Below are 25,278 nucleotides of genomic sequence, written 5' to 3' on the forward strand. Positions count from 1 at the left end.
ACTTCCCATCACTTCGAGTGAGTAAGATCCCTCAGAGACGATGAGGTTGATAGGTTCGAGGTAGAAGCATGGTGACATGTGGAGCTGACGAATACTAATCGATCGAGGACTTAACTAACTTCTATATCTTGATGTCGTGAATTACTCTTATTTAGTTTTCAGGGTATGAATATACTCTTGCATTAAAGTTAAATCTTGTTATAATATAGTATATGTCTGGTAATGAGGGCGGAAAGGTCACACCTGTTCCCATACCGAACACAGCAGTTAAGCTTTCCAGCGCCGATGGTAGTTGAGACCTTGTCTCTGCGAGAGTAGGACGTTGCCAGGCGAATTAAACAGCGAATTACAAGTAATTCGCTGTTTTGTTATATAAAACGAAATGAAAACGTGATTCTTTTTGAAGAATCACGTTTTTTGTCCAATAAACTTTCCAATTGGGACGATTTAAATGGGGACTATTTCGTTCATGATGAAGACGACTTACCTGGCATAATTTGTTGCATCATTTGCCCGATGCCCTGATTATTCCCACGGCTCATCGAATAGAACGTTGCAGCACCTACACCGATTGACGCGATTAACGGCAGCCAGATTCCATTTTTCATTTTTACCCATCCCTTTCTGTCTAAGCTATTAGACAGTTATAGTATTAGCCACCTGATTGAAATCATGCGAGGCAGCTACTGGAAATTAAAAATCGATCTCACTTAAGGTTTGTTCGAGTACGAATTAACTCCAGGCGGCATTCATACCGGCAAGGCGGCCGGTGACAAGGGCAGAAGTGATATTATAGCCTCCCGTGTAGCCGTGGATGTCAAGTATTTCTCCACAGAAGAATAATCCCTCCATTAATTTGGATTGCATTGTATTTGGCACAATTTCTTTAATGGAAACTCCGCCTCCTGTAACAAAAGCTTTTTTCATTGGCAGAGACCCATCGACTTCAAAGGAAAACTGTTTAATCGTTTGGGCAAGCGCTCGGATATTCTCATTAGAAATCTGATTACCTTGTTTGTTATCATCAATGGATAAGGAATCAAATAAAAACTGAAGATACCGTTCAGGAACAATGCCTTTTAAACTGTTTTTAATGGTACGTTTCGGATTATCACGGATAAGATTTTCTATCTCCAACCTGATCTCTTCTTGGTTTTTATTAGGGAGTGCATCGATCTGTAATGTAATAGTTTTCTCCTTCATTAATTCCTTGACTGCAAATTGGGAGCAACGTAAAATCGCTGGACCGGACACGCCAAAATGGGTGAAGAGCATGTCCATTTGATGGGTAATGATTATTTTTCCTTTTTTATTCAATACGGAGACTGCTACATCCCTTAGGGCTAGGCCTTGAAGAGTTCGTTCTTTAATAAATGTTTCGCTTGATGTTAAAGGCACTTCTGTAGGGAACAATGTTGTAATAGTATGTCCTGCTTTCTTTGCCCAAGGATATCCTTCCCCATTGCTTCCTGTATGGGGAACTGCTTTCCCTCCAACAGCAATAACGATTGCATTCGTTTCAAAGATATCCCCATTCTCACTGTAGACCTTATGCATGGTATCTCCGTAGTCCACCGCTTTAACTGGGGCGTTTAATCGGATGTCGACTTCAAGCTTATTCAATTGATCAATCAGTGTATTAACTACCGAAGCCGCTGAATTTGAAACGGGAAACATGCGTCCATGGTCTTCTTCCTTTAAGGCTACTCCAAGGTTCTCAAAGAATTCAATAATATCATAATTATTAAAGACAGAAAAGGCGCTGTAAAGAAACTTTCCGTTTCCTGGAATATGTTTTATTACTTCATCTTCGGGGAGTCGATTTGTAACATTACAACGGCCTCCGCCAGAAATAGCAAGTTTTTTACCTAATTTTTTTCCTTTTTCAAGTAAAAGGGTGTGTGCGCCATGTTCAGCTGCAGAGATTGCTGCCATTAAACCGGATGGTCCACCACCAATGACTATAACGTCATAAGTCATTCATTTCACTCCTCTCGTTAGTTATCTTACCCTTTTCAGCCGAATATGAGCAACTTTCTAGGTAAATATATGATATTAAAACAGTTTCAATATCAGTTAACGCGAGTTTATGGTAAAATAACATAGGTATCTATTTAAGAGAAATACAGGTGAAAACATGTCAAATCTTGTTAGAGGATCATTGTTGCTTACGGTAGCAACTTTTCTTTCTAAATTTTTAGGATTAATTTATTTAATACCATTTAATATGTTAGTTGGACCGGAAGGAGCAACATTATATAATATCGCTTATGTACCATATAATATTATGTTGAGTATCTCGACCATTGGAATTCCACTGGCGATGTCGAAAACAATATCAAAATATAATGCGCTAGGTGACTATGCGACAGGAAGGCGTACCTTCAAGAGTGGTACCGTTCTTATGTTTATCACAGGATTTATATCTTTTCTTATTCTTTATTTTGGAGCCGAGCTCCTTGCCAATTGGATTATTACAAGTGAAGGTTCGCAAGGGGCATCCGTGAATGATGTTGTACTCGTCATTCGGGCAGTAAGCTTTGCATTAATCATTATTCCTGCTATGAGTATTATGCGTGGTTTTTTCCAAGGACATGAATCCATGGGGCCGTCAGCTATTTCAACTGTAACGGAGCAAATTGTTAGGATTATATTTGTTCTTGTCTCTGTGTTCATTGTTATGGTTATTTTAAAAGGCACGGTTGCAATAGCTGTTGGTTTTGCGACATTCGGTGCATTTGTCGGAGCAGTTGGTTCCTGGTTTATTCTGTTATGGTATTGGAAAAAAAGAAAGCCACATCTTGATAAGCTGCTTACAGGTCAGGTTGTGGATAGTGAGTTAACTACAAAAGATATTTTTAAGGAAATGTTCAGTTATGCAGGGCCTTTTATTATTGTTGGACTTGCTACTTCACTTTATCAACTCGTTGATTTATTTACCTTTGACCGAGCACTTGTAGCAGCTGGCAATGAAGAAATGTATTGGACACTCGGGGCAATTAATACATTAGCCCATAAAATCGTTATCATTCCAGGCACTATCGCTACAGGTCTTTCCTTAGCTATTCTCCCGGCATTGACTCGGACATTTGCACAGAGAAATATAAAGGAATTGCATACACAAATTAACCAATCGTTACAAATCGTCCTTGTATTGGTTATTCCAGCAGTAATTGGAATTGCATGTCTCGCTGATGTGTTTTATGCATCCTTATATGGGATGGAAGAGATTGCAACAACAGGACCGTTGCTTGCATGGTATGCTCCAGTTGGGCTTTTCTTTGCGTTGTTTACTGTAACGGCATCGATATTGCAGGGAATCAATCAGCAAAACTTTACCGTCCTGAGTTTAATGGCTGGATTGCTTGTTAAAATATTATTAAATATCCAGCTTATCCAGTGGTTCGGTGCAAAGGGGCTTATTTTCGGCACAGGGCTTGCTGTTATTATTGCTGTATGTATAAATTTATTCCGGATTAAGCGATCGGTTGAATTTCCGTTCCGTCAAGTCCTGAAACGGACAATGCTTATTTTAATTTTCGGGACGATTATGGCGCTTTTCATTTTTGCAGTAAAAGCAGTATTCGGTATTTTCATTTCGTATGAAACATCTCGCACTGGATCTATTATCGTACTGCTTGCAGGTGTAACCGTTGGTGGTGCAGTTTATTTATGGCTTGCCTACGCTTCCACATTACTTCACCACGTATTCGGTGATGAAATACCGGTTGTCGATAAGTTATTACGTAAGCTCCGTAAATAATGGAGGGATAGTATGCGGTTAGATAAAATGCTTTCCAATATGGGGATTGGTACCCGGAAAGAAGTTAAAGCCATGTTGAAGAAAAAACTTGTTACGGTTAATGATGAGATAGTAAACAATGGGAGCAAGCACGTTGAGCCCGAAACAGATGTTGTAATCGTGAGCGGAGAAAAAATCGTTTATGAGAAATATATCTATTTGATGCTTTATAAGCCGGCTGGGATTCTTTCGGCAACTAGAGATCATCATACGAGTACAGTTGTTGATCTGGTTGATCCATATTTCCAGCATTTTCAGCCATTCCCAGTTGGCAGGCTGGATAAAGATACAGAGGGGTTACTCTTGCTCACGAACGATGGTGATCTTGCCCACCGTCTGCTTTCACCAAAGAAAAACGTGGAGAAAACATACTTTGCGACTATTCAGGGGAGAGTAACAGAAGAAGACATTCAAAAGTTTAAGACGGGGGTAGATATTGGCGAGAATAAACTTACCAAACCCGCTGAGCTTGTGATTTTACGAAGTGGTGCTATTTCCGAAATTGAATTAACTATTACAGAAGGGAAATTCCATCAGGTAAAACGGATGTTTGAAGCTGTTGGGAAAAAAGTAACCTACTTAAAACGATTGCGCATGGGTGAAATTTCGCTCGATTCCGTACTTCAAAAGGGTGATTACCGTCGCTTGAACGAAGAGGAACTTGCATATTGTGAACAAGTGAAAATGGCATAATACGAGGTGAGATTGTGACCCATTATTTTCTTGGAATTGAAATCCCTGATGAATTAAAGAAGTATTATAAGGAATGGCAACAGGAACTAAAAACGATTTTACCTTATAAAAGATGGACCCACGAGAAGGATTTGCATATTACACTTGCCTTTTTAGGTGAGGTGTATGCTGAACGGTTAGAATTACTTGTAGAAAGCCTGAAAGCATTATCGTTTTCGGGAAGTTTCGCACTCACGCTGGAAGGCTTGGGTACATTCGGCAAAAACAACCGCCCGCGTGTTCTTTATGTTGATGTTCACCTTAAAGAGGAACTGAGTCAGCTACAGCAGCAGATTGTAAAAGCGGCAGAAGTACTAGACTTCGAGCTCGATAAACGGCGGTATCGCCCCCATCTCACTCTTGGAAAAAAATGGGGAGCAGCATTTGATTTGCCAGAAGAAAGGCTTAGCGAGCTGCAATCACAATTTCAGACGAGGAAACATTTTGAAGTTACAGCTTTTATATTATATAAGATACACCCAGGGCATGTACCAAGTTATGAAAAGCTTGCTGTTTTTCCGTTTTGAATGGATAGAGAGGGTGGTTTTTAATGGCACAGTTAATTAAAATCCAAGATTATATTACGAGGTATGAATGGGACACTTTTCGTTATCCGACACAATATATCCGTCTGAAACGAGAAAGCTGGGATCGGTTATATGACCGCTGGATCAACCCCGAAGAGAACATGCCACCGGAAGAAGCGTCATATTCGGAAGAGACGGCTACTATTTTTTCTAAGTTAAAGAATAAACTTTTAAGAAAAGCTGTTTACTCAGAAACCATCCAGGAAGAAGAGTCAAGTGAAGCGGAAGAATTTCCTGAATCTGAACAGGAATTAAAACAGGAATTTCTAGATAATCTATTAAACTTTCAAATGAAATGGGCGACATCGACCGTAACCCATAAATCAATTGTTGCTAAAAAGTATTATTCCGATTCCTTATTAAAATACTTATTGCAACGATTTCCAGATACGTACTTCATCATGTACCACCCCATTTTTTCAATAAGACAAGCTCCGGTTGAAGGTGACATAATATTAATTTCCCCTGTGGAAATAGAAGTGATCCAATTTGTCGAGTTGGAAGAAGAAGCGGTTCTTATGGCGGGCGAAGAGCGGACATGGCATGTAGAAAGCCCGGTGGAAAACAGAAAGATATTAAATCCGCTCATTTCCTTAAAGCGGACGGAAAAATTAGTGAAAAGCATATTGGCGACAAAAGATATTTCCCTGCCGATTAAAAAGGTCGTATTATCAAGAACAAATCCGATTTATTTTGCAAGTGAACCTTATCAGACACGGATTATTGGCAGTACAAATTATATCGACTGGTTCAATGAAAAAAGGTCCTTTCAATCACCACTGAAAAATATTCAAATTAAAGCCGCAGAAGTACTATTAAGTTATTGCCAGTCCACCTCACTGAAACGACCGGAATGGGAAGAAGATGATAGTGGAAGTATTGCAATAGAAGAGGCGGAAGACGTGTAATGTGGTCCTTTATTATAAATCCGCAAGCGGGGAACGGCAGAGGAAAATTGCAATTTGAGAAATTGCAAAAAACGCTTGACTATCAATCATTACAAGTCGTTTATTATTATAGTGAATATGAAAGCCATGCGGAAGCAATCGTCAGAGAGCTTGCAGCAAATGAAGAGATAAGAGCTATTATGGTTATCGGTGGGGACGGAACAATCCATGAGGTCATTAACGGTATTGGTTCCTGCGATATTCCGGTAGGGTTTGTTCCCGGTGGGTCAGGTAATGACTTCGCACGAGGAGCACATATCAAAGGAAGACCGGAGAAGATTTTAGCCCCACTAACTGATGTGGAAATGCAGTTTAACAATCGAATCGAAATAACCGATCTATTCGCAGGTGGATGGGGAGACACAAGTTTGTAAGACGGAGGAAATTAGGAAGCGACGGAATGGAATCCGGTTAATTGTTCCGAAATCATACATATAGGAATGAATTTCATAATTACCAAAGCATTAAATACGTATTATGAAATTCATTAATAGTTGTAATTTGTTTCAATTAATTTTAAAATGGAATTTCAAATGTTACAAGTGAAAGATGGGAAAACATCATGAAGGAATGGCTTGAAAAAGCAGTGGGAAAAGGCTGGACACTTACTCCGGCTGGTGGCCTGACAGGGGATGCCTATATTGCCACAAAAGAAAATCGCAAATTATTTGTTAAACGGAATACCTCGCCATTTCTCGCGGTGTTATCGGCTGTCGGTATTGTTCCAAAATTGATTTGGACAAAGCGGATGGAAAATGGTGACGTTATAACAGCCCAAGAGTGGCTTGAAGGTAGAGAGTTAACCCGAGAAGATATGAAGAGTGGGCAAATCATGGAATTATTAAAGAAAATCCATCATTCGCCTGAATTATTGCATATGCTCATGCGCTTAGGGAAGAAACCAGTCACATCGGATCAATCACTGCTAGAAATCGAGAGCCGTTTAGTGCGCCTCGGTTTACTTGAACAATATGAAGAAGTCGCTGTAGCTTTACATTATTTGGTGAAGCTCTTACCGATTACCCGAAATCAAAAGCTTGTCGTCTGTCATTGTGATCTTAATCATAATAACTTATTAATGTCTGATTCCGGTGAGATTTTTCTTGTGGATTGGGATAATGCAATGATTGCTGACCCGGTGATGGATTTTGGTTTCCTTTTGAAATGGTATATTCCCAAAGATGAATGGAATGGTTGGCTAAAGAGGTATGGAATTACCGAGCATGAATATTTGAATGAAAGAATGCACTGGTATCTATTGTTGAATGCTCTTGATTATATTTGCTGGCATAGCGAGCGGAAAGAACAGGAAAAAGTAAGAGAGCGGCTGGAGTCATTACATGAATTGAATCAATTTATGGAAGGCATGATGAACTAAAAGTCATCTGCATTAGAGAAGTTACGATAAGTAAGGATGGATAGGAAAATGCGTCAACGCTATAAACCATGGGCTGATGACTTTCTAATGGAGCATCAGGATTTAATTATACAAAACCCTGCTGAACAAAAAGGCAGGTGGCAAAGCTTGTTTGCGAATAAACAATCCCTTCATCTGGAAGTAGGAACAGGAAAAGGGCAATTTCTTGTCGGAATGGCAAAACAGCATCCCGATATTAATTTTATTGGTATGGAAGTTGCAAAAAGTGTTGTTGTGACAGCGGGGGAGAAAGCATTGGAAGCAGAAATGGACAACTTACTGCTCGTCCATGCAGATGCTAATCATTTGCTTGATTACTTTGCGGAAGATGAAATTTCAACTATTTATTTGAATTTCTCTGATCCATGGCCGAAAAATCGTCATGAAAAACGGAGATTAACGTATACTACATTTTTAAAACAGTACGAACATATTTTACAGCAAGAAGGGGAACTCATCTTTAAAACTGATAATCGTGGACTATTCGAGTATTCGCTTTGCAGCTTTTCCGCATACGATATGTTGCTCAAAGAAGTAAATCTTGATTTACACGCTGAAGAAGATCCATTGAATGTGATGACAGAGTATGAAGAAAAGTTTTCTGCAAAAGGACATCCGATTTATCGCTGTAAAGCCGTTTTTTAAAATTAAGTAAAACCGCACACTCCTTTGTTATATACAATGGGGTGTGCGGTTTTATGAAATGAATTTGTGATGCGTAAATAAGCTTATTCTTTTTTATCTTTCTCCGGGTAAATTTCCTCACTTGCTTCCATTTGATATCGCATTGCAGGGAACGGGATAATAGTCGCTTCCCTTCTCGGTAAGACACGCTCCTTCATATACACATGAAAAAGTGCCTCACAAATTGCAAAGAAATAAGCAACCATCAACGAAATAACGACTAAAGCTGTTGTTTGACCGACATACATGCCTGAAAATAGCCAAACGACGAGAAATGAAATGCCAAAGTCTACAATAGCTGCTGCGAGCATGCCAATTGCGGGAAGGATAAGGATGTCTGCTAAATATGCAGCTCCTGTCAACAAGAGTGAGACGATAATTAATTGACGAAGTGTGACCGACCCAAACACAGCGAGAAATGATGCTAGGATGATCGCTGTGTAAACCCATTTGATACCCAATGCTTTCATATGTACCAATTTAATAACCCCTCGCTTCTCCATAATATAGAGTTAGTATTTAGCCGGGTATAGATTTTTATACACGTATCATCCGGTTTTAAAAAAATGCTTGACTTTATAGGTCATTATTTGACATAATTATTGCTAGTGAAAATAATTAGTTGCCTTTAAGTCAACCCTGTGAGGTTGGCAAGGTGATGCGGAATTTAGTTGTTCGAAAAGAACGACGCATAGTGGAGTGGAATAACCATGCGCTATAAAAATCTGCACCTTGCTGAACATAAAGGCAAGGTGTTTTTTTCATGAATATTCATGAAAAAAATACCTTTCGCTATAAAAATAAAAACGCGAGGAGAAGGAAAATGAAACAACGAGAAATAGGTGTCGATGAACGATTACCCTTATTGCAGAGTCTGCCATTAAGCTTACAACATTTGTTTGCTATGTTTGGTTCGACCGTGCTTGTACCAATTTTGTTCGGGGTTGACCCAGCAACGATTCTTTTAATGAATGGATTTGGAACGTTATTATATATCTTTATTACAAAAGGAAAGATACCTGCTTATTTAGGTTCAAGCTTTGCGTTCATCTCGCCAGTTACGGTCGTGTTGACGCAAGGTGGCGGATACGGGGCTGCGCTTGGCGGATTCTTCGTTGTTGGAGCCGTTCTTGTTCTTATCGGTTTAATCGTTAAGTTTGCCGGCACGTCTTGGATTGACTTTATATTTCCACCTGCTGCAATGGGAGCGATTGTTGCAGTAATTGGTCTTGAGCTTGTGCCGGTAGCGGCCGATATGGCCGGTTTAATCGCTGTAGCGGATGAACCGAGAGATACGACTGCGATTACGGTAGCGTTGCTGACACTCGGTGCAACGATCATTTACTGGGTAACCATGCGCGGATTCTTAAAAATCATTCCAATCTTGCTCGGAATCGTAACTGGATATATCATTGCAACGATGTATGGCATTGTTGATTACACGGCAGTAAAAGAGGCAGCTTGGATTCAAATGCCGACATACTACCAAATTGAATTTAACTGGGCGGATATTTTAATAATCTTACCTGCAGCACTCGTCTTAATCCCAGAGCATATTGGTCACTTAGTTGTGACAGGAAATATCGTGAAGAGGGATTTAGTGAAAGATCCGGGTCTGGACCGCTCCCTGTTCGGTAACGGTATTTCCACAATGATCTCGAGTCTATTCGGTTCCACACCAAACACAACGTATGGTGAGAACATTGGGGTACTTGCAATTACGAGAGTATACTCCACTTGGATAATCGGTGGTGCGGCAGCTCTTGCAATCATTCTATCATTCTGCGGAAAACTTGCGGCATTAATATCATCCATTCCGACCCCGGTGATGGGCGGTATTTCCTTACTGCTCTTTGGAATCATCGCAGTTAGTGGATTAAGAATGCTCGTTGAAGCACAAATTGATTATAATAATTCACTGAACCTTATTTTAACATGTGTTGTGCTTGGAATTGGAATCAGTGGAGCAAGTATCGATATCGGTTCAGTTGCACTCACAGGCATGGGGCTTGCAACAATCGTCGCGATTATTATAAGCATCTTTTTCAGACTGCTCGATTTATTAAAATTATCTAATGAATAAAGTTGGTCACGCATGAACCTGTAACTCCCCACCGAATGAAGCTTCACTTTATGAAGTCAGAATTATGATGTTCTGACTTCTTTTTCTATGTTATAATCAAACAAATCGATATTTTAACTGAAGTATGAAAATACATAAGGGGGCAGCTCGTTATGACGGTAAAAACAACGGATCGTATTATTTCACAAACAGAGCAGTATGGTGCAAATAACTACCATCCACTCCCAATTGTGATTTCTGAAGCGGAAGGGGTATGGGTGAAAGACCCGGAAGGCAATGAGTATATGGATATGCTGAGTGCATATTCCGCTCTGAACCAAGGGCATCGCCATCCGAAAATTATCCAGGCGTTAAAGGATCAGGCAGATCGAGTTACACTGACTTCCCGAGCATTTCATAACGATATTCTTGGCAGGTTAACAGAACGAATTGCAAAATTAACTGCCAAGGATAAAGTGTTACCGATGAATACTGGAGTGGAGGCAGTTGAAACTGCAATCAAGGCTGCACGACGCTGGGCTTATGAAGTAAAAGGTGTAAAGGATAACCATGCAGAGATTATCGCTGCAAAAGGGAATTTCCATGGCCGTTCGATCAATTCCATATCTTTATCCAATGATGCAACAGCAACGAAAAACTTTGGACCATTTGTGCCAGGGATTGTGAAAGTTGCTTTTGGAGACGTGGAAGCTATTCGTAAAGCAATTACACCGAACACCGCTGGAATTATCGTTGAACCAATTCAAGGGGAAGCAGGAATTATTATTCCACCTGAAGGTTATTTACGTGAAATCCGTAAAATTTGTGATGAGAATCATGTATTGTTTATAGCTGATGAAGTACAGACCGGCTTAGCCCGGACAGGGAAGATGTTTGCTTGCGAGTGGGAAGGTGTAGAACCGGATATTTATGTTATGGGTAAAGCACTTGGCGGTGGTGTCATGCCAGTTTCAGCGATTGCAGCCAATAAAGAAATCATGGATGTATTTACACCAGGTTCCCACGGTTCTACATTTGGTGGTAATCCACTTGCTTGTGCGGTTTCCATTGCTTCGATTGATGTCATAGAGGAAGAGGATCTCGTCACGAAATCTCTTGAGCTCGGTAAATATTTTGCCGAGGAATTACGAAAAGTAGATAATCCCAATTTAGTAGAGGTGCGGGCGCGAGGACTCTTTATCGGTGTCGAGTTTAACCATCCAGTTCGGGGATTCTGCGAGACCTTGAAAGAAGAAGGGATTCTCTGTAAGGAGACCCACGAGAATACAATTCGTTTCGCGCCGCCGTTAATAATCACTAAAAAAAACCTGGACTGGGCGCTCGAACGTATTCATAAGGTATTAAGTAAATAAAAGAACTTCAACAGGCTGGAACATAACGAATGTGTGACTGGTTATGTTCCAGTTGTTTTTTTTGAATAATCAATTGACAGAGTGATTAAAAATATGCAAATATATAGTGAAACTGCAATCGGTCGGGGGTTTTCTTCCCTACGACTTAGTTGAACGTACCTTAGGTGTTAACTCACGTTCTTTCCACCTAAACAATCTCGAAGACTCTAAAGTTTTGAGGTGGGAGTTTTACGGACGGTTACACCGGGATAAATGGAAGTATACGAGAATCATTTTTACATATTTAAATGGTAACTGGAGGATTTTCATATGAGAAATATATCAATTATCGGAATGCCGATCGATCTCGGTCAATTACGCCGCGGTGTCGATATGGGTCCTAGTGCGATTCGTTATGCCGGTATCATAGAAAGACTAGAAAACAGAGGATACACGGTTCAAGATTTAGGAGATATCCAGATTGGCAGAGAAAAACTAGAGACAGATCCGGAAACTGGCATCAGAAACTTGGAAGCAGTCTATAAAGCAAGCGAACAGTTGATGACCCAAATTGAGCAAGTCATTCAAAAAGATTCTTTTCCACTTATTTTAGGCGGTGACCATAGTATGGCTATCGGTACATTAGCAGCGGCAGCTAAATCTTATAAAAATCTTGGTCTTATCTGGTATGACGCCCATGGGGATTTGAATACTCCCGAGACGTCTCCATCCGGAAATATCCATGGTATGCCACTTGCTGCATCGTTGGGCTATGGCGAAAAAAAACTTACTGAAATTGGCGGATATTCTCCAAAAGTAAAACTAGAAAATGTTATCATCATCGGTGCGCGTGACTTAGACCCTGGTGAAAAAGAATTTATTAAAGAAAAGGGAATTAAAGTGTATACGATGCATGAGATTGATCGGGTCGGCATGTCTAGGATTATTGAGGATACGAATCAATATTTCGAAGAGCAGGAAGTGGACGGGGTGCATCTTTCTTTTGACCTCGATTCATTAGATCCATTATACGCGCCGGGTGTTGGTACCCCCGTTCCAGGAGGGGTAACATTCCGTGAGGCACATCTTGCTATGGAGATGCTTGCAGAAACTGGAAAAATTACATCTGCTGAATTTGTGGAGGTTAATCCAATTCTTGATGAACGGAATAAAACAGGAACATTGGCAGTTGACCTAATTGGATCGTTATTTGGAGAACGAATTCTGTAAAAGATGCACGGTTAGGATGCGAATCACATAAATATAGCAGTAAAGAGCTGCTGTTTACTTGTTAATTCCAATAATCTTTGTTATAGTAGTGAAAACAATTAAATATCTCTTATTTTATAAACGATAAAGTAAGGATAGAGGTTGCAGTGACCATTATTACATATGTGGAGGGTGAATGAGACCCAGTGAATCATATGGAAAGGGGGAATTGCCGAAGCAGAAGGAAGCTCATTATTTCCGGATGCTGGGTCTGTATCGAATAGGTATAGATCTGTCATATAGGCAACTATATGGGGAGCTATCAAGCGAAAGAACAATCCATCGTTCGACAAGCAATAGCGGCCCAAACCGTTATTGCTTTTTTATTTTTATGGATGGTAAAAAAGAAAGGGATGTGAAATAAATGTATTTTGGAAGATTATTAACAGCAATGGTGACACCTTTTGATGAACACGGAGAAGTAGACTATGGTAGAACGTCGAAGTTAATCGAACATTTACTTGATACAGGTACAGATGGTTTAGTTGTAGCGGGGACAACCGGTGAATCACCGACATTAACGACGACAGAAAAGGTAGAACTATTTAAATACGTAGTGAAAGAAGTAAATGGCAGAGTACCAGTTATTGCCGGAACAGGCTCGAATAATACAAGAGCTTCCATTGAATTGACGAGAGAAGTCGAATCGATTGGGCTTGATGGAATCATGCTTGTCGTACCTTATTATAATAAACCTTCTCAAGAAGGACTATACCAACATTTCAGCCAAATTGCAGCAAGCACATCTTTACCAGTTATGCTTTACAATATTCCAGGAAGATCTTCTGTCAACATGGCTCCTGAAACAATTATCCGCTTATCCCAAATTGAAAATATCGTCTCTGTAAAGGAAGCGAGCGGGGATCTTGATGCAGTATCTAAGATCATTGAAGAAACTGGAGATGACTTCAGCATATATAGTGGAGATGACGGTATGACGTTACCAATCCTCTCCATCGGCGGAACAGGCGTTGTATCTGTTGCAGCTCACGTGATTGGAAAAGATATGCATACAATGGTTCATAACTTCCTTGACGGTAATGTTACAGAAGCCGCTGGAATCCACCGTCGTATCGTACCGGTCGTAAAAGCTCTATTCCAGGCTCCAAGCCCGACACCAGTAAAAGAAGCGTTAAACGAAATCAATGTGCCGGTCGGAAGTGTCCGTCTACCGCTTATTCCGTTATCAGATGAAGAAAAAGCAAACCTCAACCAAACACTAACAAATTTTCAAGCAAACACAGTAGAAAATTAATAGAAATATAGGGTGAAGCTAAGGAGAATTTATTCTTCCTTAGCTTTCGTTTTGTTTCAATCTAACTTTTCCCTGAAATCTAATTGTAATCTTAGTATAATCTTTTTGTTACGATTAGATGTTATACTTCAACCATAGATTGCTAATTAGAAATCTATGGAAATGGGGGAAAAATGTTGAGGAAAAAGATAACAATCGTCACCCTGATAGCTTCTCTACTATTTATCCAAGGGACCTTCAACACACAAGTCCTTGCTGAAGATAAGGATAATCTGGAGGAAATCCAACAAGAAAGAAAAAAAATACATAACGATTTATCAGCACAGGAACAGAAAATTAATGAACTTTATGACGATATGGAAGCATTGAACGAGGAAGTTAGTCGGTTAGATGTCCTTCTCCAAGAGAAAGAGGCAAAAGTGGAGGAAACTACATATGAAATTGAAACAACGAAAGAAGATATTTACACCCTCCAAGAAGAAATCGACAGTCTGAACACAAGTATTGAAGAACGCTTTGATTTGCTGAAATCAAGAGCAGCATCCTACCAAAAATCAGGCGGATTAATTAATTATATTGAAGTGATCTTCGGCTCTCAAAGCTTTGGAGACTTCCTTAGCCGTGTAACTGCAGTCAACCAAGTAATGGATTCGGATGCAGCATTGATGGAGCAACTCGAAGCTGACATGAAGCTTGTTGAAGCACATCAGCATTCAACGCTTGAGAAGCTGAATGAGTTAGATCAAATGTATGAAGAACAAGAGGCAGAACGGGCATTGATAAAGCAGGAAAAAGAGCAACAAGAAACGGCTAAAGCTTCTTTAAATGATAAACGCAAGGAGCTAGTCGCTTATGTTGAACAATTAGAAGGCGAAGATACACGTTTAAAAACAATGGAAGATACAGTGAAGCAAGAAATTGCTGCAGCAGAAGCAGCAGAACGTGAGCGCCAAGAAAAGATTAAAGCAGCAGCTGCTGAGAAAGTGAAGCAGGAAGAGCAAGCCCGAGTAGCAGCAGCTAAAAAGAAAAATGTAGAGAAGAAAGAAGAACAGAAAGAAAGCGAACCGGTTCAGGTGAAAAAAGAAGAACCTGTTGCAGATAAACCAGAAGCGAAACCAACGCCAACACCAACACCGAAATCAGAACCAAGCCAACCGGATAAAAAGTCATTCACCGTAACGGCTACTGCTTATACAGCAGACTGTAACGGTTGCTCTGGTACAACAAGTACAGGAATCGACTTAAAAGCAAATCCAAATGCAAAAGTTATCGCAGTAGACCCAAGCGTCATTCCCCTCGGAAGTATCGTTCATGTAGAGGGATATGGTCATGCGATTGCCGGAGATACAGGAAGTGCAATTCGGGGAAATAAAATAGATGTGTTTGTTCCAACGAAAAAACAAGCAATAAGCTGGGGCGTACGCACGGTGAAAGTAACGATTCAGTAAATAAAAAGGTCGGCATCTAATGTGCCGACCTTTTTTAAGTTTTACTTTACAATTTTTCACCACAGTTCGAACAGAAGTTTGCTCCATCTGTTTTCTGACCGCAATTCGGACAGAAGTTAGGTTTACTTGAATTGCTGGAAGACTCGTTCTGTGCTGCTCGTTGACTTTGTTGCTGCTGTGGCTGTTGTTGTTGATTTTGCTCGGGTTGATTCATTTGTTTCATATTTTTCATCATTTCATTTGCAACGTTCATGCCCATCATCATCCCAGCCATGTCGGATGCGGTCCCACCACTTTTTACTTTACCTGATGCGATACCGTCCGTCATTTCAATTTGTTGATATTTCGCGACGTCACCGACCATGCCTTGGGAAGCAGCTTTCGTAATCATATCCTGAATCTCTTTTGGATAGTTGAAGCTATTTACATTAAATCCGGTTATGGAAAGTCCTAAATCATAGACTTCCATATCAAGGTCTTCTTGGATACCCTGCGAGATTTCAAATGAATTTGCTTGCAGGTTGAACATATCCTTCCCTTCACGAGCAATCCATTTCATTAAGAGTTGATCAAGCACGGTAGTAATCCGAATCTTCACGTCTTCCACGAGATACCGTTTCTTCACACCAGCTACATTTTCAATCAAACGGACATAATCATTTACTTTAAAATTAAATGTCCCGTTCGCTCGGATGGGAATACCCCCTGGTAAAGCTGGGGAGGGTGAAGGAATGTTAATTGCATTTTTCGTTCCCCATTTTACGGTGAACTGCTTCGTGTTAACAAAGAGAACTTCAACACGGAGTCCAGTATTAAAGCCGAATTTAAAACCTTTTAATGTCGATAAGAAAGGAATGATTTCTGATTCAATATTATACTCACCATCGTCTTCAAAAATCCCTTCAATCTTTCCGTTACTAAAGAAGATTGCATCTTGACCAGGTTGAATCATCAGGCGACTGCCTCGTTTAATCTCCCGGTTCGGCCATTTCCAAAAAATCATATCATCTCTAAATTCTTGCCATTCCACCACATCTGCTAATTGATTTCTAAAAAAAGACATGGAATCCGTCCTTTCTCGTTATCGTTACGTGTTATTGTTTATTTAAAACTTCCTGCCACCGCCACTATGCGAGCGGCCTGCACGGGTCACACCGCCCCCGCCACCACTAAAGCCACTTCCACCGCCTCGATTATTGTTTGACGGCTTTCTCTTCCTAGTGACCGTTTTACGGAGGTAACGGTCATGCTTCCTAACAATTTGAGAATTATTCCGATTTAAATATGTCCCGCTTGTTACGGTACTTCTGCCACCAGACGAATAAGCCATAAAAAATACGATTATCCCACCTAGACCAATAGCAACAGCAAGTTGAACATACGTATTTAACAAAAGCGACTCCGGATTTACGCCGGGACGAATATTCAAGTATTCAGCGGATTTCTCAAAGAATAGCTCAAAAGCTCCGAAATAATCGTCATCCGACAAGGGAGGGATAATGTGGTCAAGAATGAGTTGCACTCTTGCATTATCTACATATTCTTTCCCTTTCCCGAAAGCTGCGATATAAGCTTCTCTATCTTCACTTGATTCTATATAGATCGTTAGGATGACCATATTATCTTCAGCACGGTTTAATTCTTCTGCTAAATCATCGGAAACGTCCTGTGTATAGCTCATTAATGATTTACCCTCGGTATCATTGGTTGTAACAATAATAAAGTCAGTCGACCATTCACTAAAGTACGAGGCAGCTTGCTCCTCCAGATGCTGGATTTGTTCTGCACCAAGCAAATCAGCTTCATCATAAATTCGCTTGACATCAGCAAAGACGGTAGGCGTTAATAAGAAAAAGAATCCGATAAAAATGATTGCACGTTTTAATAAGCGATTCATTAGAAATTGATACCTCCTGTAACAATAAAGGAGATGATTTTCATTAGAATAAACGATCCGCCTGCAATGCTTGCAAACCAGCCAGCAATTTTAGCTTTACTAAGTGGTGGCTTTCCGACAACTTTCCCGGTTTGCCCATTCATCGCAAAAATATGTTCTGCTTGCTCGTAATCATAGTATACCATCCAGACGGGAAGGAACGTATACAAGCTTTTTGATTTTGAGGTGCGTATCTTTTTATCTTTGTAATTTACGGAATGGTATCCACTGATTGTTGACCGAATATAATCATCAAGCGGTTTACTCATCTTATCCTTTACGCGAGGCAGTAAATCATCTGCATCATAATTGTACTTCTCTGCAATGTAACCTGCAAGATAAGGAGTTTTGAAGTCTTTTAGATCATTATATTGATAGGGTTCGAGCTTATCCATTAAGGAATCATCCATTTTTTCCGACGCATCGACCGGCACTCGGCTAAAATCAATGCGCAGATCCCGGTACACATCATAGTATTTCGTTTCTGTATAAATATAATCCCCTCTCGTGTAATTCCTTACCCTCGTTCCAATTGCATGGATTTTCGCTTCATTTTTTAAATCGTAAAGCCAGAAGGGGACATACATGCCCGTTATTTCTTTTATCCGGTCCGCCATTTTGAAGTCTTTCGGTGTGAGCAATCCTCTTTTACACCATTTCCTGAATGCTTGTTCCGCTTGCTGCTTTGTTATCGTAAAAGGGAGCACAAGGGAAGGGGCAAGAATTCCGGCAACCCTGTCTGCTAAAACGACTGCTGCCCCGCAGAAACTGCAATTCGTTGCGGCAGTATCACCATCTGTTACAATGACAGCCCCACAATTTTCACAATGATATTCTTTCGCTTCATTTTCTTCAAAAACCGTTTCAATAAAGTCTTCTGAAAAGTTCTCTATATTATCCTGTCTGCCACAGTTGTCACAAGATAATGAACCGGATTCGGCATCAAACGTCATATCACTCCCACAGTTTGGACATTTATATTGTATAACCATTTACAATCCCTCGCTATTCGTTTGATGTCTGACTTTTGTTCGTCGTTAACTTTGCGATTTCTTCATCGATGGAATCGATGGATGCTGATTTGTTTCTTAACTGTTCTAGTGCTTCAGCTTCATCCAGTTTAAAATTGAGTTCTTCCTCATAACTCATAAAACCGGTAGCAATGGAGGAATCTCCACTATTTAATTTTTGTTTTTGATTAAGTAGTGCTGTTTTTTCTTTAACAGTTTGACTCCTTGCTTCCAGTTGCCTGATATCCAGCGTTAATTTTTCTTCTAGTAATCTCATCTGCCTTGCTTCAATTAGAACCCGGTTATACTTGCCAATTAGCTCTAACTTTTTATTTTCCAGGTGTTCCTGATCATTTAAAAAGCCGATAGCCTGGGCTTCATTTCGATCAGCTGCACGTTCCCGATAGCGTTCAAGCTTTCTGATTTCCAGTTCACATTCATCCACTGCTCGCTTAGCCCGTCTCACATCTGCTTCTAAGGCATTCACTTCGGATTGCACGGTGCGAAGGTCGAGATTCACATCACGTAATGTTTTTTGAATAACTTTTTGAGGATCTCTGGAACGATCGATTATGCTGTTTATATTCGCTTTCATAAGAGTAGTAAATCTTGAAATGATTCCCATTCTGCTTCCTCCTTCATTATAAAGGTTAATTTCAGTTTAACTCAATATCTCACCTTTCGCATCTAAAAAATTAATTCTTTCATGCAGCGTAATCATTATGAGCATTCAGTTATTAGGGAGCACTGACCCTCGTTCAGTTGCCCGGTAGACGGATGCGCATCCTTAGGCACTACCGGAGCTCCTCGGGCTAACGCCCTGCGGGGTCTCCAGGCTTGTGCTATTCCCGCAGGAGTCACCGTCCACCGGGCAACTGAACTGGTTGGGATGATTATTATTAATAGAATTTATTCCAGTGTCTTGTCACGATAAAATCATATCTTTGGAATAATAAATAGCGCTTGAAATTAGGCTTTTCCTGGTAGCAGTCCAAACACCTCGAGACTCCTGCGGGAGGCCGCTCAGCAGGTGCGAGAGGTGTCTGGACTGCGGACCTAAAGAAGTGAGTTTCGGATACTTATGCTGAATGAAGGTGATCTATTGTTTGGGCTCTGAAAGTTAGCTTACTATATATTACTGTATAAAGGTGGATTTGGTTTCATTTTTCTTTTCTAAAGGTAAATGATGAAGAGTGGGAATTATCTAATTATTGTTATGTGTTTGTAACGTGTTCTTAAGATTTGTAAAGGCTTTATTTGGATATACATAGAGTAGAAAGCTAAAGAAAGGAATGAAGAATGATGAAGAAGCACCTTAAAATATTTGCATCGATTTTTCTCTTATCGGGATTCCTTGTAGCTTGTGCAGATGGTGAAGAACCGGTGGAAGAACCAATGGCACCGGATGTACCTGGTGAAGAAGCGCCTGGTGATGGCATGGATCCTGGTACAGATACAGATGAAGGACTCTAAAAAAATAAACGAAACGATTGCAAAACGGGCTCTTCCAAGGGTCCGTTTTGTTTTTTTTGGAATAAATTAATTGCAATGATTGAGTATTTATTATATACTTTACTCAACAATGTTGAACACAAGTAAACTGTAATTGAATGTTAAATCTTTTTGACAATGATTTGTAAGCGATTCCGGCGATTGATGAACGGAGGGATAATATGGAAAAATTACCGAAAGAAGTAATTATGAAAGAGGTCGGCCCTCGTGATGGTTTACAAAATGAAAAGGAATGGATTCCGACAGAACATAAAATTGCTTGGATTAATATGCTATCGAATACAGGGGTAAAAGAGATTGAATACTCCTCGTTCGTAAATCCAAAAATGATCCCTGCCCTTAAAGATGCGAGAGAAGTGGGGGAGAGAATTAACCGTAATCCAGCTGTCACTTACTCAGCGCTTGTTCCGAACATGAAGGGACTCGAGTTTGCGCTGGAAGCAGGTATTGACCGGGCGTCTGTCTTTATGTCGGCAAGTGAAATGCATAATCAGAAAAATATTAATAAATCAATTGGAAATACGTACCCAATTTTAGAAGAAGTAATCAAGGAAGCGAAAGATGCAGGGAAACTTGTGACAGGATACATTTCAACTGTATTTGATTGTCCCTATCAAGGAAAGATTACACCAGAGCAAGTGCTTGAAGTATGTGACCGGCTTGTTGAAGCAGGTGTCGATGATTTATCGTTAGGTGATACGATTGGGACAGCAGTTCCTACCGATGTTGAAAAGCTGCTCGAAGTATTACTGCAACACTTCCCGAAAGAGAAACTTATTCTTCATTTCCATGATACGAGAGGGATGGCAATCGCCAATATTATGACTTCACTCCATTATGGAATCAATCGATTTGATAGTACCGTGGGAGGGCTTGGGGGTTGTCCTTATGCGAAGGGTGCCACCGGAAATGTGGATACGAATGATGTATTATACTTGCTGCACGGCATCGGAATTGAAACAGGAATCAGTGAAAAGAAAATGCAGCAAGCAGGTCTCTATATCCAAAACATTCTTGGCAAACAACTCCCAAGCCGTTCGTTAGCTTATATATCCAACGCATAATGAATGGGCCATGGTACCAAAATGGTTACCATGGCCCATTCTATTCTACTTATCACGCATTAACGTATTGTAATCCCCCATGGAATGAGGTTTCACTTTATCTTGACTTGCAGGTCTTGCTAATCTATTATAAAAACGTAATAGAATATTTGGGAAAGGAATGAACACCGATAGATCTGCAAAGTATTGGTAAAAAAATTAAGCAAATCCGCTTACGAAAAAAGCTAACGCAACAGCAAATTGCTGATCAATGCCAAATATCAAAAAGCATGCTGTCCAAAATAGAAAACGGTCAAACTGCTGCCGCGGTCGCGACACTCTCGAAAATCAGCGAAACATTGGAAGTTCCGCTTTCCTGGGTTTTAGATGAAGAGAAAGAAGAAGAACTCGTGTTACAACGAAATAATGACCGTCCATCCAAGGTAGGGGACGAGTCCATGGGGTATTCTTATGAATTGCTTGCGAACCGGGCTCATTACAGTGGGATTGAACCGACAATTGTCCATGTTACACCAAAGGAATTCAACAAACGTACGGAAGGGTACACCCACTCGCAGGATGAGTTTATTTTTATTTTGGAAGGCTCCATCATTCTCTTTTATAACGGGGAAAAGCATTTTATGGAACAGGGAGATAGTGCATACTTTCAGGGGCACAAGCCACATTTATTTATGCCGGTGAATCAGCATGAAGAGGCAAAAGTACTTACATTATTTATTGATAGAGAATAACCACGGTCTGGTTTACAGTTGTTTGTGAACCAGAGCGTGGTTATTTATTTACTCAGAATCAGTTGTTTTAGATGGTTCAGCCTTTACCTCTGTTTGTTCCTTATTCGCTCTTACTTCTGGAACATGATTAATAGAGTTGCTAACGGCTTGCGTTTGTTTACCTGCAATACCTTCCAGTAATTCTTTGACATCAATACCAGAAGTTTCTTTTAATGTTTCCTGCAGACTTGCCATCAGATTCGTTGCATAGCCTGATACTTTATTGGCGCCGCCGTTTCCTTTTCCGCCGCCAGTATCCACAACGGTAATCTTATCGATGTTGCCAAGAGGTCCTGCAACTTCTTTCGCATAGTCAGGAAGCATCTTGATAACCATATCGAGAATCGCTGCTTGCCCGTACTGTTCGAACGCTTCGGCAATTTTTTCCTTGGCTTCCGCTTCGGCAATACCTTTAAGACGAATGATTTCTGCTTCAGATTCTCCTTGCGCTCTTAAGGAATCAGCTTTAGCAAGACCATCGATTCGCACTTGTTCGGCCTCGGCCTGAGCTTGTGCTTCAATGCGGTATTTATTCGCATCTGCTGCAGCCATTTGTTTCGCTTTCTCAGCAACAGCGGATTGCTCTACAGCATAACGATCCGCATCTGCTTTCTTCTTAACTTCCGAATCGTATTGTTTCTCCCGGCGCTGAATCTCTTTTTCTTCGAGTTCAATTTGTTTTTGACGCTCAATGATTTGAATCTGCATTTCTTGTTCGGTGACTTGCTGTTTTGATCTCGCAGTTTCAAAGTCATAAGCCTGGTCAGCCCGCGCTTTCGCGATATCTTGTTCGCGGCGGTATTCGGCTGTTTTTAATTGATTTTCTTTTTCTGCTTCAGCGATTTCAGTTGCACGTTCCAGTTCGGCTTTTTGAGCATCTTTTGCAGCTTCAGCCCGCTTGATTCGTGTTTCTTTCTCCGCGTCAGCTGTTGCAATATCTGCATCTCGTTTTACTTGGGCAATACGTGGTTTCCCAAGGGATTCGAGATAACCATTCTCATCCTTTACTTCTTTAATGGTGAAGGATACGATAAGAAGCCCCATTTTAGCAAGGTCCTGAGAAGCAACCCGTTGCACTTCCTGGGAGAACTTATCCCGGTTCTTATAAATTTCTTCAACGGTCATGGAACCGAGGATGGAGCGGAGATGCCCCTCTAATACTTCTTTTGCTTCAAACTCGCGGTCTTGCCGGCTCTTTCCTAAAAATTGCTCGGCAGCTGTTGCGATCTCATTGATCGATCCGCCGATTTTAATAATTGCAGTTCCGTCCGCCATTACGGGAACACCCTGTTCCGTATAGACTTCAGGAGTAGAGACTTCCAGTTTGCTAGATAAGAGACTTAAAGGACTTGCCTGTTGAAAGACGGGCAGAACAAAAGTACCGCCGCCACGGATGATTTTGATTTTATTTCCTGCTTCATCCGTATGTACATTTTTACCTCCTAGATAGCTACCTGTTACAATTAATGCTTCGTCCGGTCCAGCTGTACGATATCTCGTCGTGAAAATCGCGATAAATGCAATAACAAGAAAGACGACAATCGCGACAACAACCCAGACGGCCATGCTGACTGATTCAAACATGTAGTTTCCTCCTTCATTTATATTTATTAACATACTCTTCTAAATGAGTAGATTAAACAGATGATAAATCGAACTCTGTTTCATATGGAATGACATAAAGAACACCATTTTTCACTTCGATGACAAGTACACGGTTGCCAGCTTCGATTTCCTCCTTATCATAACTTGCTGCAGGCTTGGAAATGGTGCCACTTTTACTTTCGATGACAATTTCCCCATAACCATCAAACGGGATAGAAAGGATTAATTTACCAACTCTTCCTTTCAGTGATTCCTCTGTATAACTTAATGATTCTTCTGCTGATTTCATCGGAATGAATACGAAGAGGTTCAGTACGGAAGTGAGTATAAATGCAATCACAGCAGAAATGATGATAATGATAACCGGTGATAGTGATGAAACAATCTCCGCAATGTATGCCGAAGCAGAGAAGAATGTAATGAAAGCAAGAATCAATGCCGGATTAAAAAATGGTATAATCTCCCCAAAAGCTTCCAAGAAATCTCCGAAAAATAAATAAAGTATCGTTAAAATACTAGAAAGGATCAGGATGATTAAATAAACATTTTCTATAGATGTTCCGAATAGTTCCACATAATCCCTCCTTTCTTGTACCTTACTCTATATACGTTTTATCGTACCATATGGTTTCAGCTTTTTCATTCACAATTTTAATTTCTGGAGAAATACCTATTGTCATCGGTTTAATCATCACCATTTTTGATGAATGGGAGCTTGAGGAACAGGAATCATGGTTACAGGATATGGCGAGAAATGGCTGGTATCTCATCCGTTTCACATTTGGATTTGCAGAGTTCGTGAAAGGTGAGCCAGCCGAAATCCGGTATCGGCTAGAAGTTGCTTCGAAAAACAAACAATTGGAAGATGAGCAAATTGAATTGTACGAGGCAGCGGGCTGGGAGCATGTAACGTCAAGAAGATTTATTCATATCTTGCGCGAACAAAGAGCGGGAGAAACGGTTGAAATCCACACCGATTCAATGATACATGCCGGCTCGATTAAGCGTTTAAAACGAAATACTTTAAGCCGTGGTTTCACGATTATTTTTATTACAATGTTAATCGTATTCTCGCAAGGGTACCGATTTATCAATCCAACCAGCTTGGATTTACTAGAGGACTATTTCCTATCCAATCTAATCCTTGTTGTTATTTATCTCTTCCTAGCTGTGTACATGATTCGAGGAATGATTCATATATCATTGCTGATCAGGAAGCTTAAACGCAATGAGATGTTTGATCATGAAAAACCGTATCAACGAAAGAAAATGATGCGGTTTCTTATACAGCAAGCATCAGTTCTTACCGTTATGAAGCATTGACGGAATCCATTGCCAAAAAATTAGTGAGTGCTTTAAAAGATGAAAAAAGCTTGGAAGATTATGAAGCAATCATTTTAACAGGTTATGAAGAAGCATGGCTGGAAGAAGAGAATAACTATATATCTATTATTGCACGAACCGAAAACGCGGTGACTAACATCGGCTATACCGGTGACGAACCTAGTGAAATGAATGAATTTCATAATTACCAAAGTCGGCTTTCCCATCACCATATGCAGTTGGGAACGAACCAACTCAACTACATATGGTGATGGTGATGCATTAAATACGTATTATGAAGTTCATTAGATATTAGTCGAATTGTTGGAAAAACAAGTGAATGAAAAAGCAAAAGAAAATGAGACATAACTGCAGTTTGAACTGCGCCCTGTCAAGTGGACAGTAAAAAAATAAAAATCTATGCCGCAGCCTGGTACCGATATTCTAACGGTGTTAGGCTGTTTAATTTCGTTTGGTATCGTTCTTCATTATAAAATTCCATA

At 40.3% G+C, this 25,278-nt stretch carries 25 protein-coding genes, 2 rRNA genes and 1 riboswitch; of the genes, 18 read left to right on the forward strand and 9 right to left on the reverse strand.

The annotated features are described in order from the left end of the window. Window positions 1-118, forward strand: a 23S ribosomal RNA gene (locus tag LZD48_RS17930); the annotation flags it as partial. Between the two features lie 97 nt (window positions 119-215). Next, window positions 216-331, forward strand: a 5S ribosomal RNA gene (gene rrf / locus LZD48_RS17935). 136 nt (window positions 332-467) lie between these two features. Here the strand turns inward: rrf and LZD48_RS17940 are convergent. Both LZD48_RS17940 and LZD48_RS17945 read right to left on the reverse strand, forming a co-directional pair. Then, entirely contained in the window at window positions 468-608 is a 141-nt protein-coding gene (locus LZD48_RS17940) for a hypothetical protein (RefSeq protein WP_235764061.1), read from the reverse strand. A gap of 124 nt (window positions 609-732) precedes the next feature. Next, complete coding sequence (locus LZD48_RS17945) at window positions 733-1,980, reverse strand: BaiN/RdsA family NAD(P)/FAD-dependent oxidoreductase (RefSeq protein WP_235764062.1); 1,248 nt, start codon at window positions 1,978-1,980, stop codon at window positions 733-735. Window positions 1,981-2,137: 157 nt separating this feature from the next. Between LZD48_RS17945 and LZD48_RS17950 the strand changes: the two genes are divergently transcribed. The 7 genes from LZD48_RS17950 (at window position 2,138) to trmB (ending at window position 8,130) form a co-directional block, all read left to right on the forward strand. Next, the gene (locus LZD48_RS17950; protein ID WP_235764063.1) at window positions 2,138-3,763 is read left to right on the forward strand and encodes a putative polysaccharide biosynthesis protein; all 1,626 of its coding nucleotides are present in this window, start codon (window positions 2,138-2,140) and stop codon (window positions 3,761-3,763) included. A 12-nt stretch (window positions 3,764-3,775) separates the two neighbouring features. Beyond that, a complete protein-coding gene (locus LZD48_RS17955) occupies window positions 3,776-4,495 on the forward strand; it encodes a pseudouridine synthase (RefSeq protein ID WP_235764064.1) in 720 nt (239 codons plus the stop codon). A 14-nt stretch (window positions 4,496-4,509) separates the two neighbouring features. Then, on the forward strand, window positions 4,510-5,061 hold the full coding sequence (gene thpR, locus LZD48_RS17960) for an RNA 2',3'-cyclic phosphodiesterase (RefSeq protein WP_235764065.1): 552 nt from the start codon (window positions 4,510-4,512) through the stop codon (window positions 5,059-5,061). 23 nt (window positions 5,062-5,084) lie between these two features. Then, complete coding sequence (locus LZD48_RS17965; RefSeq protein ID WP_235764066.1) at window positions 5,085-6,029, forward strand: NERD domain-containing protein; 945 nt, start codon at window positions 5,085-5,087, stop codon at window positions 6,027-6,029. Next, window positions 6,029-6,442 carry a diacylglycerol/lipid kinase family protein gene (locus LZD48_RS17970; RefSeq protein WP_235764067.1) on the forward strand — a complete coding sequence of 138 codons (414 nt, stop codon included), beginning with the start codon at window positions 6,029-6,031 and terminating at the stop codon, window positions 6,440-6,442. The genes LZD48_RS17965 and LZD48_RS17970 overlap by 1 nt, the downstream gene beginning before the upstream one ends. A gap of 188 nt (window positions 6,443-6,630) precedes the next feature. Further along, window positions 6,631-7,446 carry a phosphotransferase family protein gene (locus LZD48_RS17975; protein WP_235764068.1) on the forward strand — a complete coding sequence of 272 codons (816 nt, stop codon included), beginning with the start codon at window positions 6,631-6,633 and terminating at the stop codon, window positions 7,444-7,446. A 48-nt stretch (window positions 7,447-7,494) separates the two neighbouring features. Then, window positions 7,495-8,130 carry a tRNA (guanosine(46)-N7)-methyltransferase TrmB gene (gene trmB, locus LZD48_RS17980; protein WP_235764069.1) on the forward strand — a complete coding sequence of 212 codons (636 nt, stop codon included), beginning with the start codon at window positions 7,495-7,497 and terminating at the stop codon, window positions 8,128-8,130. A gap of 83 nt (window positions 8,131-8,213) precedes the next feature. Here the strand turns inward: trmB and LZD48_RS17985 are convergent, their stop codons facing one another. Beyond that, window positions 8,214-8,639 (reverse strand): DUF2512 family protein, encoded by a 426-nt coding sequence (locus tag LZD48_RS17985; protein ID WP_235764083.1) that lies wholly within the window; start codon window positions 8,637-8,639, stop codon window positions 8,214-8,216. Between the two features lie 353 nt (window positions 8,640-8,992). Between LZD48_RS17985 and uraA the strand changes: the two genes are divergently transcribed. The 5 genes from uraA to LZD48_RS18980 all read left to right on the forward strand — a co-directional run bounded on the left by uraA (window position 8,993) and on the right by LZD48_RS18980 (window position 15,555). Continuing rightward, window positions 8,993-10,252 (forward strand): uracil permease, encoded by a 1,260-nt coding sequence (uraA, locus tag LZD48_RS17990; protein WP_235764070.1) that lies wholly within the window; start codon window positions 8,993-8,995, stop codon window positions 10,250-10,252. Between the two features lie 152 nt (window positions 10,253-10,404). Next, window positions 10,405-11,604 carry an ornithine--oxo-acid transaminase gene (locus tag LZD48_RS17995; protein WP_235764071.1) on the forward strand — a complete coding sequence of 400 codons (1,200 nt, stop codon included), beginning with the start codon at window positions 10,405-10,407 and terminating at the stop codon, window positions 11,602-11,604. Between the two features lie 309 nt (window positions 11,605-11,913). Beyond that, complete coding sequence (gene rocF, locus LZD48_RS18000) at window positions 11,914-12,813, forward strand: arginase (protein ID WP_235764072.1); 900 nt, start codon at window positions 11,914-11,916, stop codon at window positions 12,811-12,813. 127 nt (window positions 12,814-12,940) lie between these two features. Continuing rightward, window positions 12,941-13,122, forward strand: a riboswitch (Lysine riboswitch). 94 nt (window positions 13,123-13,216) lie between these two features. Beyond that, window positions 13,217-14,107, forward strand: a complete 891-nt coding sequence (dapA, locus tag LZD48_RS18005; RefSeq protein WP_235764073.1) for a 4-hydroxy-tetrahydrodipicolinate synthase — start codon at window positions 13,217-13,219, stop codon at window positions 14,105-14,107. 176 nt (window positions 14,108-14,283) lie between these two features. Further along, window positions 14,284-15,555 carry a PcsB-like coiled-coil domain-containing protein gene (locus LZD48_RS18980; protein WP_310739874.1) on the forward strand — a complete coding sequence of 424 codons (1,272 nt, stop codon included), beginning with the start codon at window positions 14,284-14,286 and terminating at the stop codon, window positions 15,553-15,555. A 46-nt stretch (window positions 15,556-15,601) separates the two neighbouring features. Here LZD48_RS18980 and LZD48_RS18015 read toward each other — a convergent pair whose 3' ends face one another. From LZD48_RS18015 to LZD48_RS18030, 4 genes are read right to left on the reverse strand one after another with little or no spacing between them, the layout of a single operon-like run. Beyond that, complete coding sequence (locus LZD48_RS18015) at window positions 15,602-16,618, reverse strand: SPFH domain-containing protein (RefSeq protein WP_235764074.1); 1,017 nt, start codon at window positions 16,616-16,618, stop codon at window positions 15,602-15,604. Window positions 16,619-16,660: 42 nt separating this feature from the next. Further along, complete coding sequence (locus LZD48_RS18020; RefSeq protein ID WP_235764075.1) at window positions 16,661-17,452, reverse strand: TPM domain-containing protein; 792 nt, start codon at window positions 17,450-17,452, stop codon at window positions 16,661-16,663. Further along, complete coding sequence (locus LZD48_RS18025; protein WP_235764076.1) at window positions 17,452-18,483, reverse strand: TFIIB-type zinc ribbon-containing protein; 1,032 nt, start codon at window positions 18,481-18,483, stop codon at window positions 17,452-17,454. Before LZD48_RS18025 ends, LZD48_RS18020 begins: the two co-directional genes overlap by 1 nt. 13 nt (window positions 18,484-18,496) lie before the next feature. Then, on the reverse strand, window positions 18,497-19,126 hold the full coding sequence (locus LZD48_RS18030; RefSeq protein ID WP_235764077.1) for a PspA/IM30 family protein: 630 nt from the start codon (window positions 19,124-19,126) through the stop codon (window positions 18,497-18,499). Window positions 19,127-19,803: 677 nt separating this feature from the next. Here LZD48_RS18030 and LZD48_RS18035 point away from each other — a divergent pair. From LZD48_RS18035 to LZD48_RS18045, 3 genes are all read left to right on the forward strand, one after another. Further along, a complete protein-coding gene (locus LZD48_RS18035; protein WP_235764078.1) occupies window positions 19,804-19,974 on the forward strand; it encodes a hypothetical protein in 171 nt (56 codons plus the stop codon). 200 nt (window positions 19,975-20,174) lie between these two features. Further along, window positions 20,175-21,077, forward strand: a complete 903-nt coding sequence (locus LZD48_RS18040) for a hydroxymethylglutaryl-CoA lyase (RefSeq protein WP_235764079.1) — start codon at window positions 20,175-20,177, stop codon at window positions 21,075-21,077. Between the two features lie 197 nt (window positions 21,078-21,274). Further along, a complete protein-coding gene (locus tag LZD48_RS18045) occupies window positions 21,275-21,808 on the forward strand; it encodes a helix-turn-helix domain-containing protein (RefSeq protein ID WP_310739875.1) in 534 nt (177 codons plus the stop codon). A gap of 48 nt (window positions 21,809-21,856) precedes the next feature. On the opposite strand, the gene floT is transcribed toward LZD48_RS18045, so the two are convergent. Together floT and LZD48_RS18055 are read right to left on the reverse strand one after the other, a co-directional pair. After that, the gene (gene floT, locus LZD48_RS18050) at window positions 21,857-23,431 is read right to left on the reverse strand and encodes a flotillin lipid rafts scaffold protein FloT (RefSeq protein ID WP_235764080.1); all 1,575 of its coding nucleotides are present in this window, start codon (window positions 23,429-23,431) and stop codon (window positions 21,857-21,859) included. Between the two features lie 52 nt (window positions 23,432-23,483). Continuing rightward, window positions 23,484-24,026, reverse strand: a complete 543-nt coding sequence (locus LZD48_RS18055; protein ID WP_235764081.1) for an NfeD family membrane protein — start codon at window positions 24,024-24,026, stop codon at window positions 23,484-23,486. A gap of 50 nt (window positions 24,027-24,076) precedes the next feature. Here LZD48_RS18055 and LZD48_RS18060 point away from each other — a divergent pair, with 50 nt between their 5' ends. After that, window positions 24,077-24,775, forward strand: coding sequence for a DUF2812 domain-containing protein (locus LZD48_RS18060; protein WP_235764082.1), 699 nt, complete (start codon window positions 24,077-24,079; stop codon window positions 24,773-24,775). Window positions 24,776-25,278: the final 503 nt, after the last annotated feature.

Origin of the sequence: Oceanobacillus alkalisoli, assembly GCF_021556485.1 — a bacterium.
GTDB classification, from domain to species: domain Bacteria; phylum Bacillota; class Bacilli; order Bacillales; family Amphibacillaceae; genus Oceanobacillus; species Oceanobacillus alkalisoli.

Excerpts from the sequence above, each read along its gene's own strand:
- LZD48_RS18035 (WP_235764078.1), top strand. The coding sequence starts at position 19,804 with ATGAAGAAGCACCTTAAAATATTTGCATCGATTTTTCTCTTATCGGGA.
- LZD48_RS17995 (WP_235764071.1), top strand. The coding sequence starts at position 10,405 with ATGACGGTAAAAACAACGGATCGTATTATTTCACAAACAGAGCAGTAT.
- LZD48_RS18030 (WP_235764077.1), bottom strand. The coding sequence starts at position 19,126 with ATGGGAATCATTTCAAGATTTACTACTCTTATGAAAGCGAATATAAAC.
- floT (WP_235764080.1), bottom strand. The coding sequence starts at position 23,431 with ATGTTTGAATCAGTCAGCATGGCCGTCTGGGTTGTTGTCGCGATTGTC.
- LZD48_RS18060 (WP_235764082.1), top strand. The coding sequence starts at position 24,077 with ATGGTTTCAGCTTTTTCATTCACAATTTTAATTTCTGGAGAAATACCT.
- LZD48_RS17945 (WP_235764062.1), bottom strand. The coding sequence starts at position 1,980 with ATGACTTATGACGTTATAGTCATTGGTGGTGGACCATCCGGTTTAATG.
- rocF (WP_235764072.1), top strand. The coding sequence starts at position 11,914 with ATGAGAAATATATCAATTATCGGAATGCCGATCGATCTCGGTCAATTA.
- LZD48_RS17955 (WP_235764064.1), top strand. The coding sequence starts at position 3,776 with ATGCGGTTAGATAAAATGCTTTCCAATATGGGGATTGGTACCCGGAAA.
- LZD48_RS17985 (WP_235764083.1), bottom strand. The coding sequence starts at position 8,639 with ATGAAAGCATTGGGTATCAAATGGGTTTACACAGCGATCATCCTAGCA.
- LZD48_RS17965 (WP_235764066.1), top strand. The coding sequence starts at position 5,085 with ATGGCACAGTTAATTAAAATCCAAGATTATATTACGAGGTATGAATGG.
- LZD48_RS17970 (WP_235764067.1), top strand. The coding sequence starts at position 6,029 with ATGTGGTCCTTTATTATAAATCCGCAAGCGGGGAACGGCAGAGGAAAA.
- LZD48_RS17975 (WP_235764068.1), top strand. The coding sequence starts at position 6,631 with ATGAAGGAATGGCTTGAAAAAGCAGTGGGAAAAGGCTGGACACTTACT.
- LZD48_RS18015 (WP_235764074.1), bottom strand. The coding sequence starts at position 16,618 with ATGTCTTTTTTTAGAAATCAATTAGCAGATGTGGTGGAATGGCAAGAA.
- LZD48_RS18025 (WP_235764076.1), bottom strand. The coding sequence starts at position 18,483 with ATGGTTATACAATATAAATGTCCAAACTGTGGGAGTGATATGACGTTT.
- LZD48_RS18020 (WP_235764075.1), bottom strand. The coding sequence starts at position 17,452 with ATGAATCGCTTATTAAAACGTGCAATCATTTTTATCGGATTCTTTTTC.
- trmB (WP_235764069.1), top strand. The coding sequence starts at position 7,495 with ATGCGTCAACGCTATAAACCATGGGCTGATGACTTTCTAATGGAGCAT.
- LZD48_RS17940 (WP_235764061.1), bottom strand. The coding sequence starts at position 608 with ATGAAAAATGGAATCTGGCTGCCGTTAATCGCGTCAATCGGTGTAGGT.
- LZD48_RS17950 (WP_235764063.1), top strand. The coding sequence starts at position 2,138 with ATGTCAAATCTTGTTAGAGGATCATTGTTGCTTACGGTAGCAACTTTT.
- uraA (WP_235764070.1), top strand. The coding sequence starts at position 8,993 with ATGAAACAACGAGAAATAGGTGTCGATGAACGATTACCCTTATTGCAG.
- dapA (WP_235764073.1), top strand. The coding sequence starts at position 13,217 with ATGTATTTTGGAAGATTATTAACAGCAATGGTGACACCTTTTGATGAA.
- LZD48_RS18040 (WP_235764079.1), top strand. The coding sequence starts at position 20,175 with ATGGAAAAATTACCGAAAGAAGTAATTATGAAAGAGGTCGGCCCTCGT.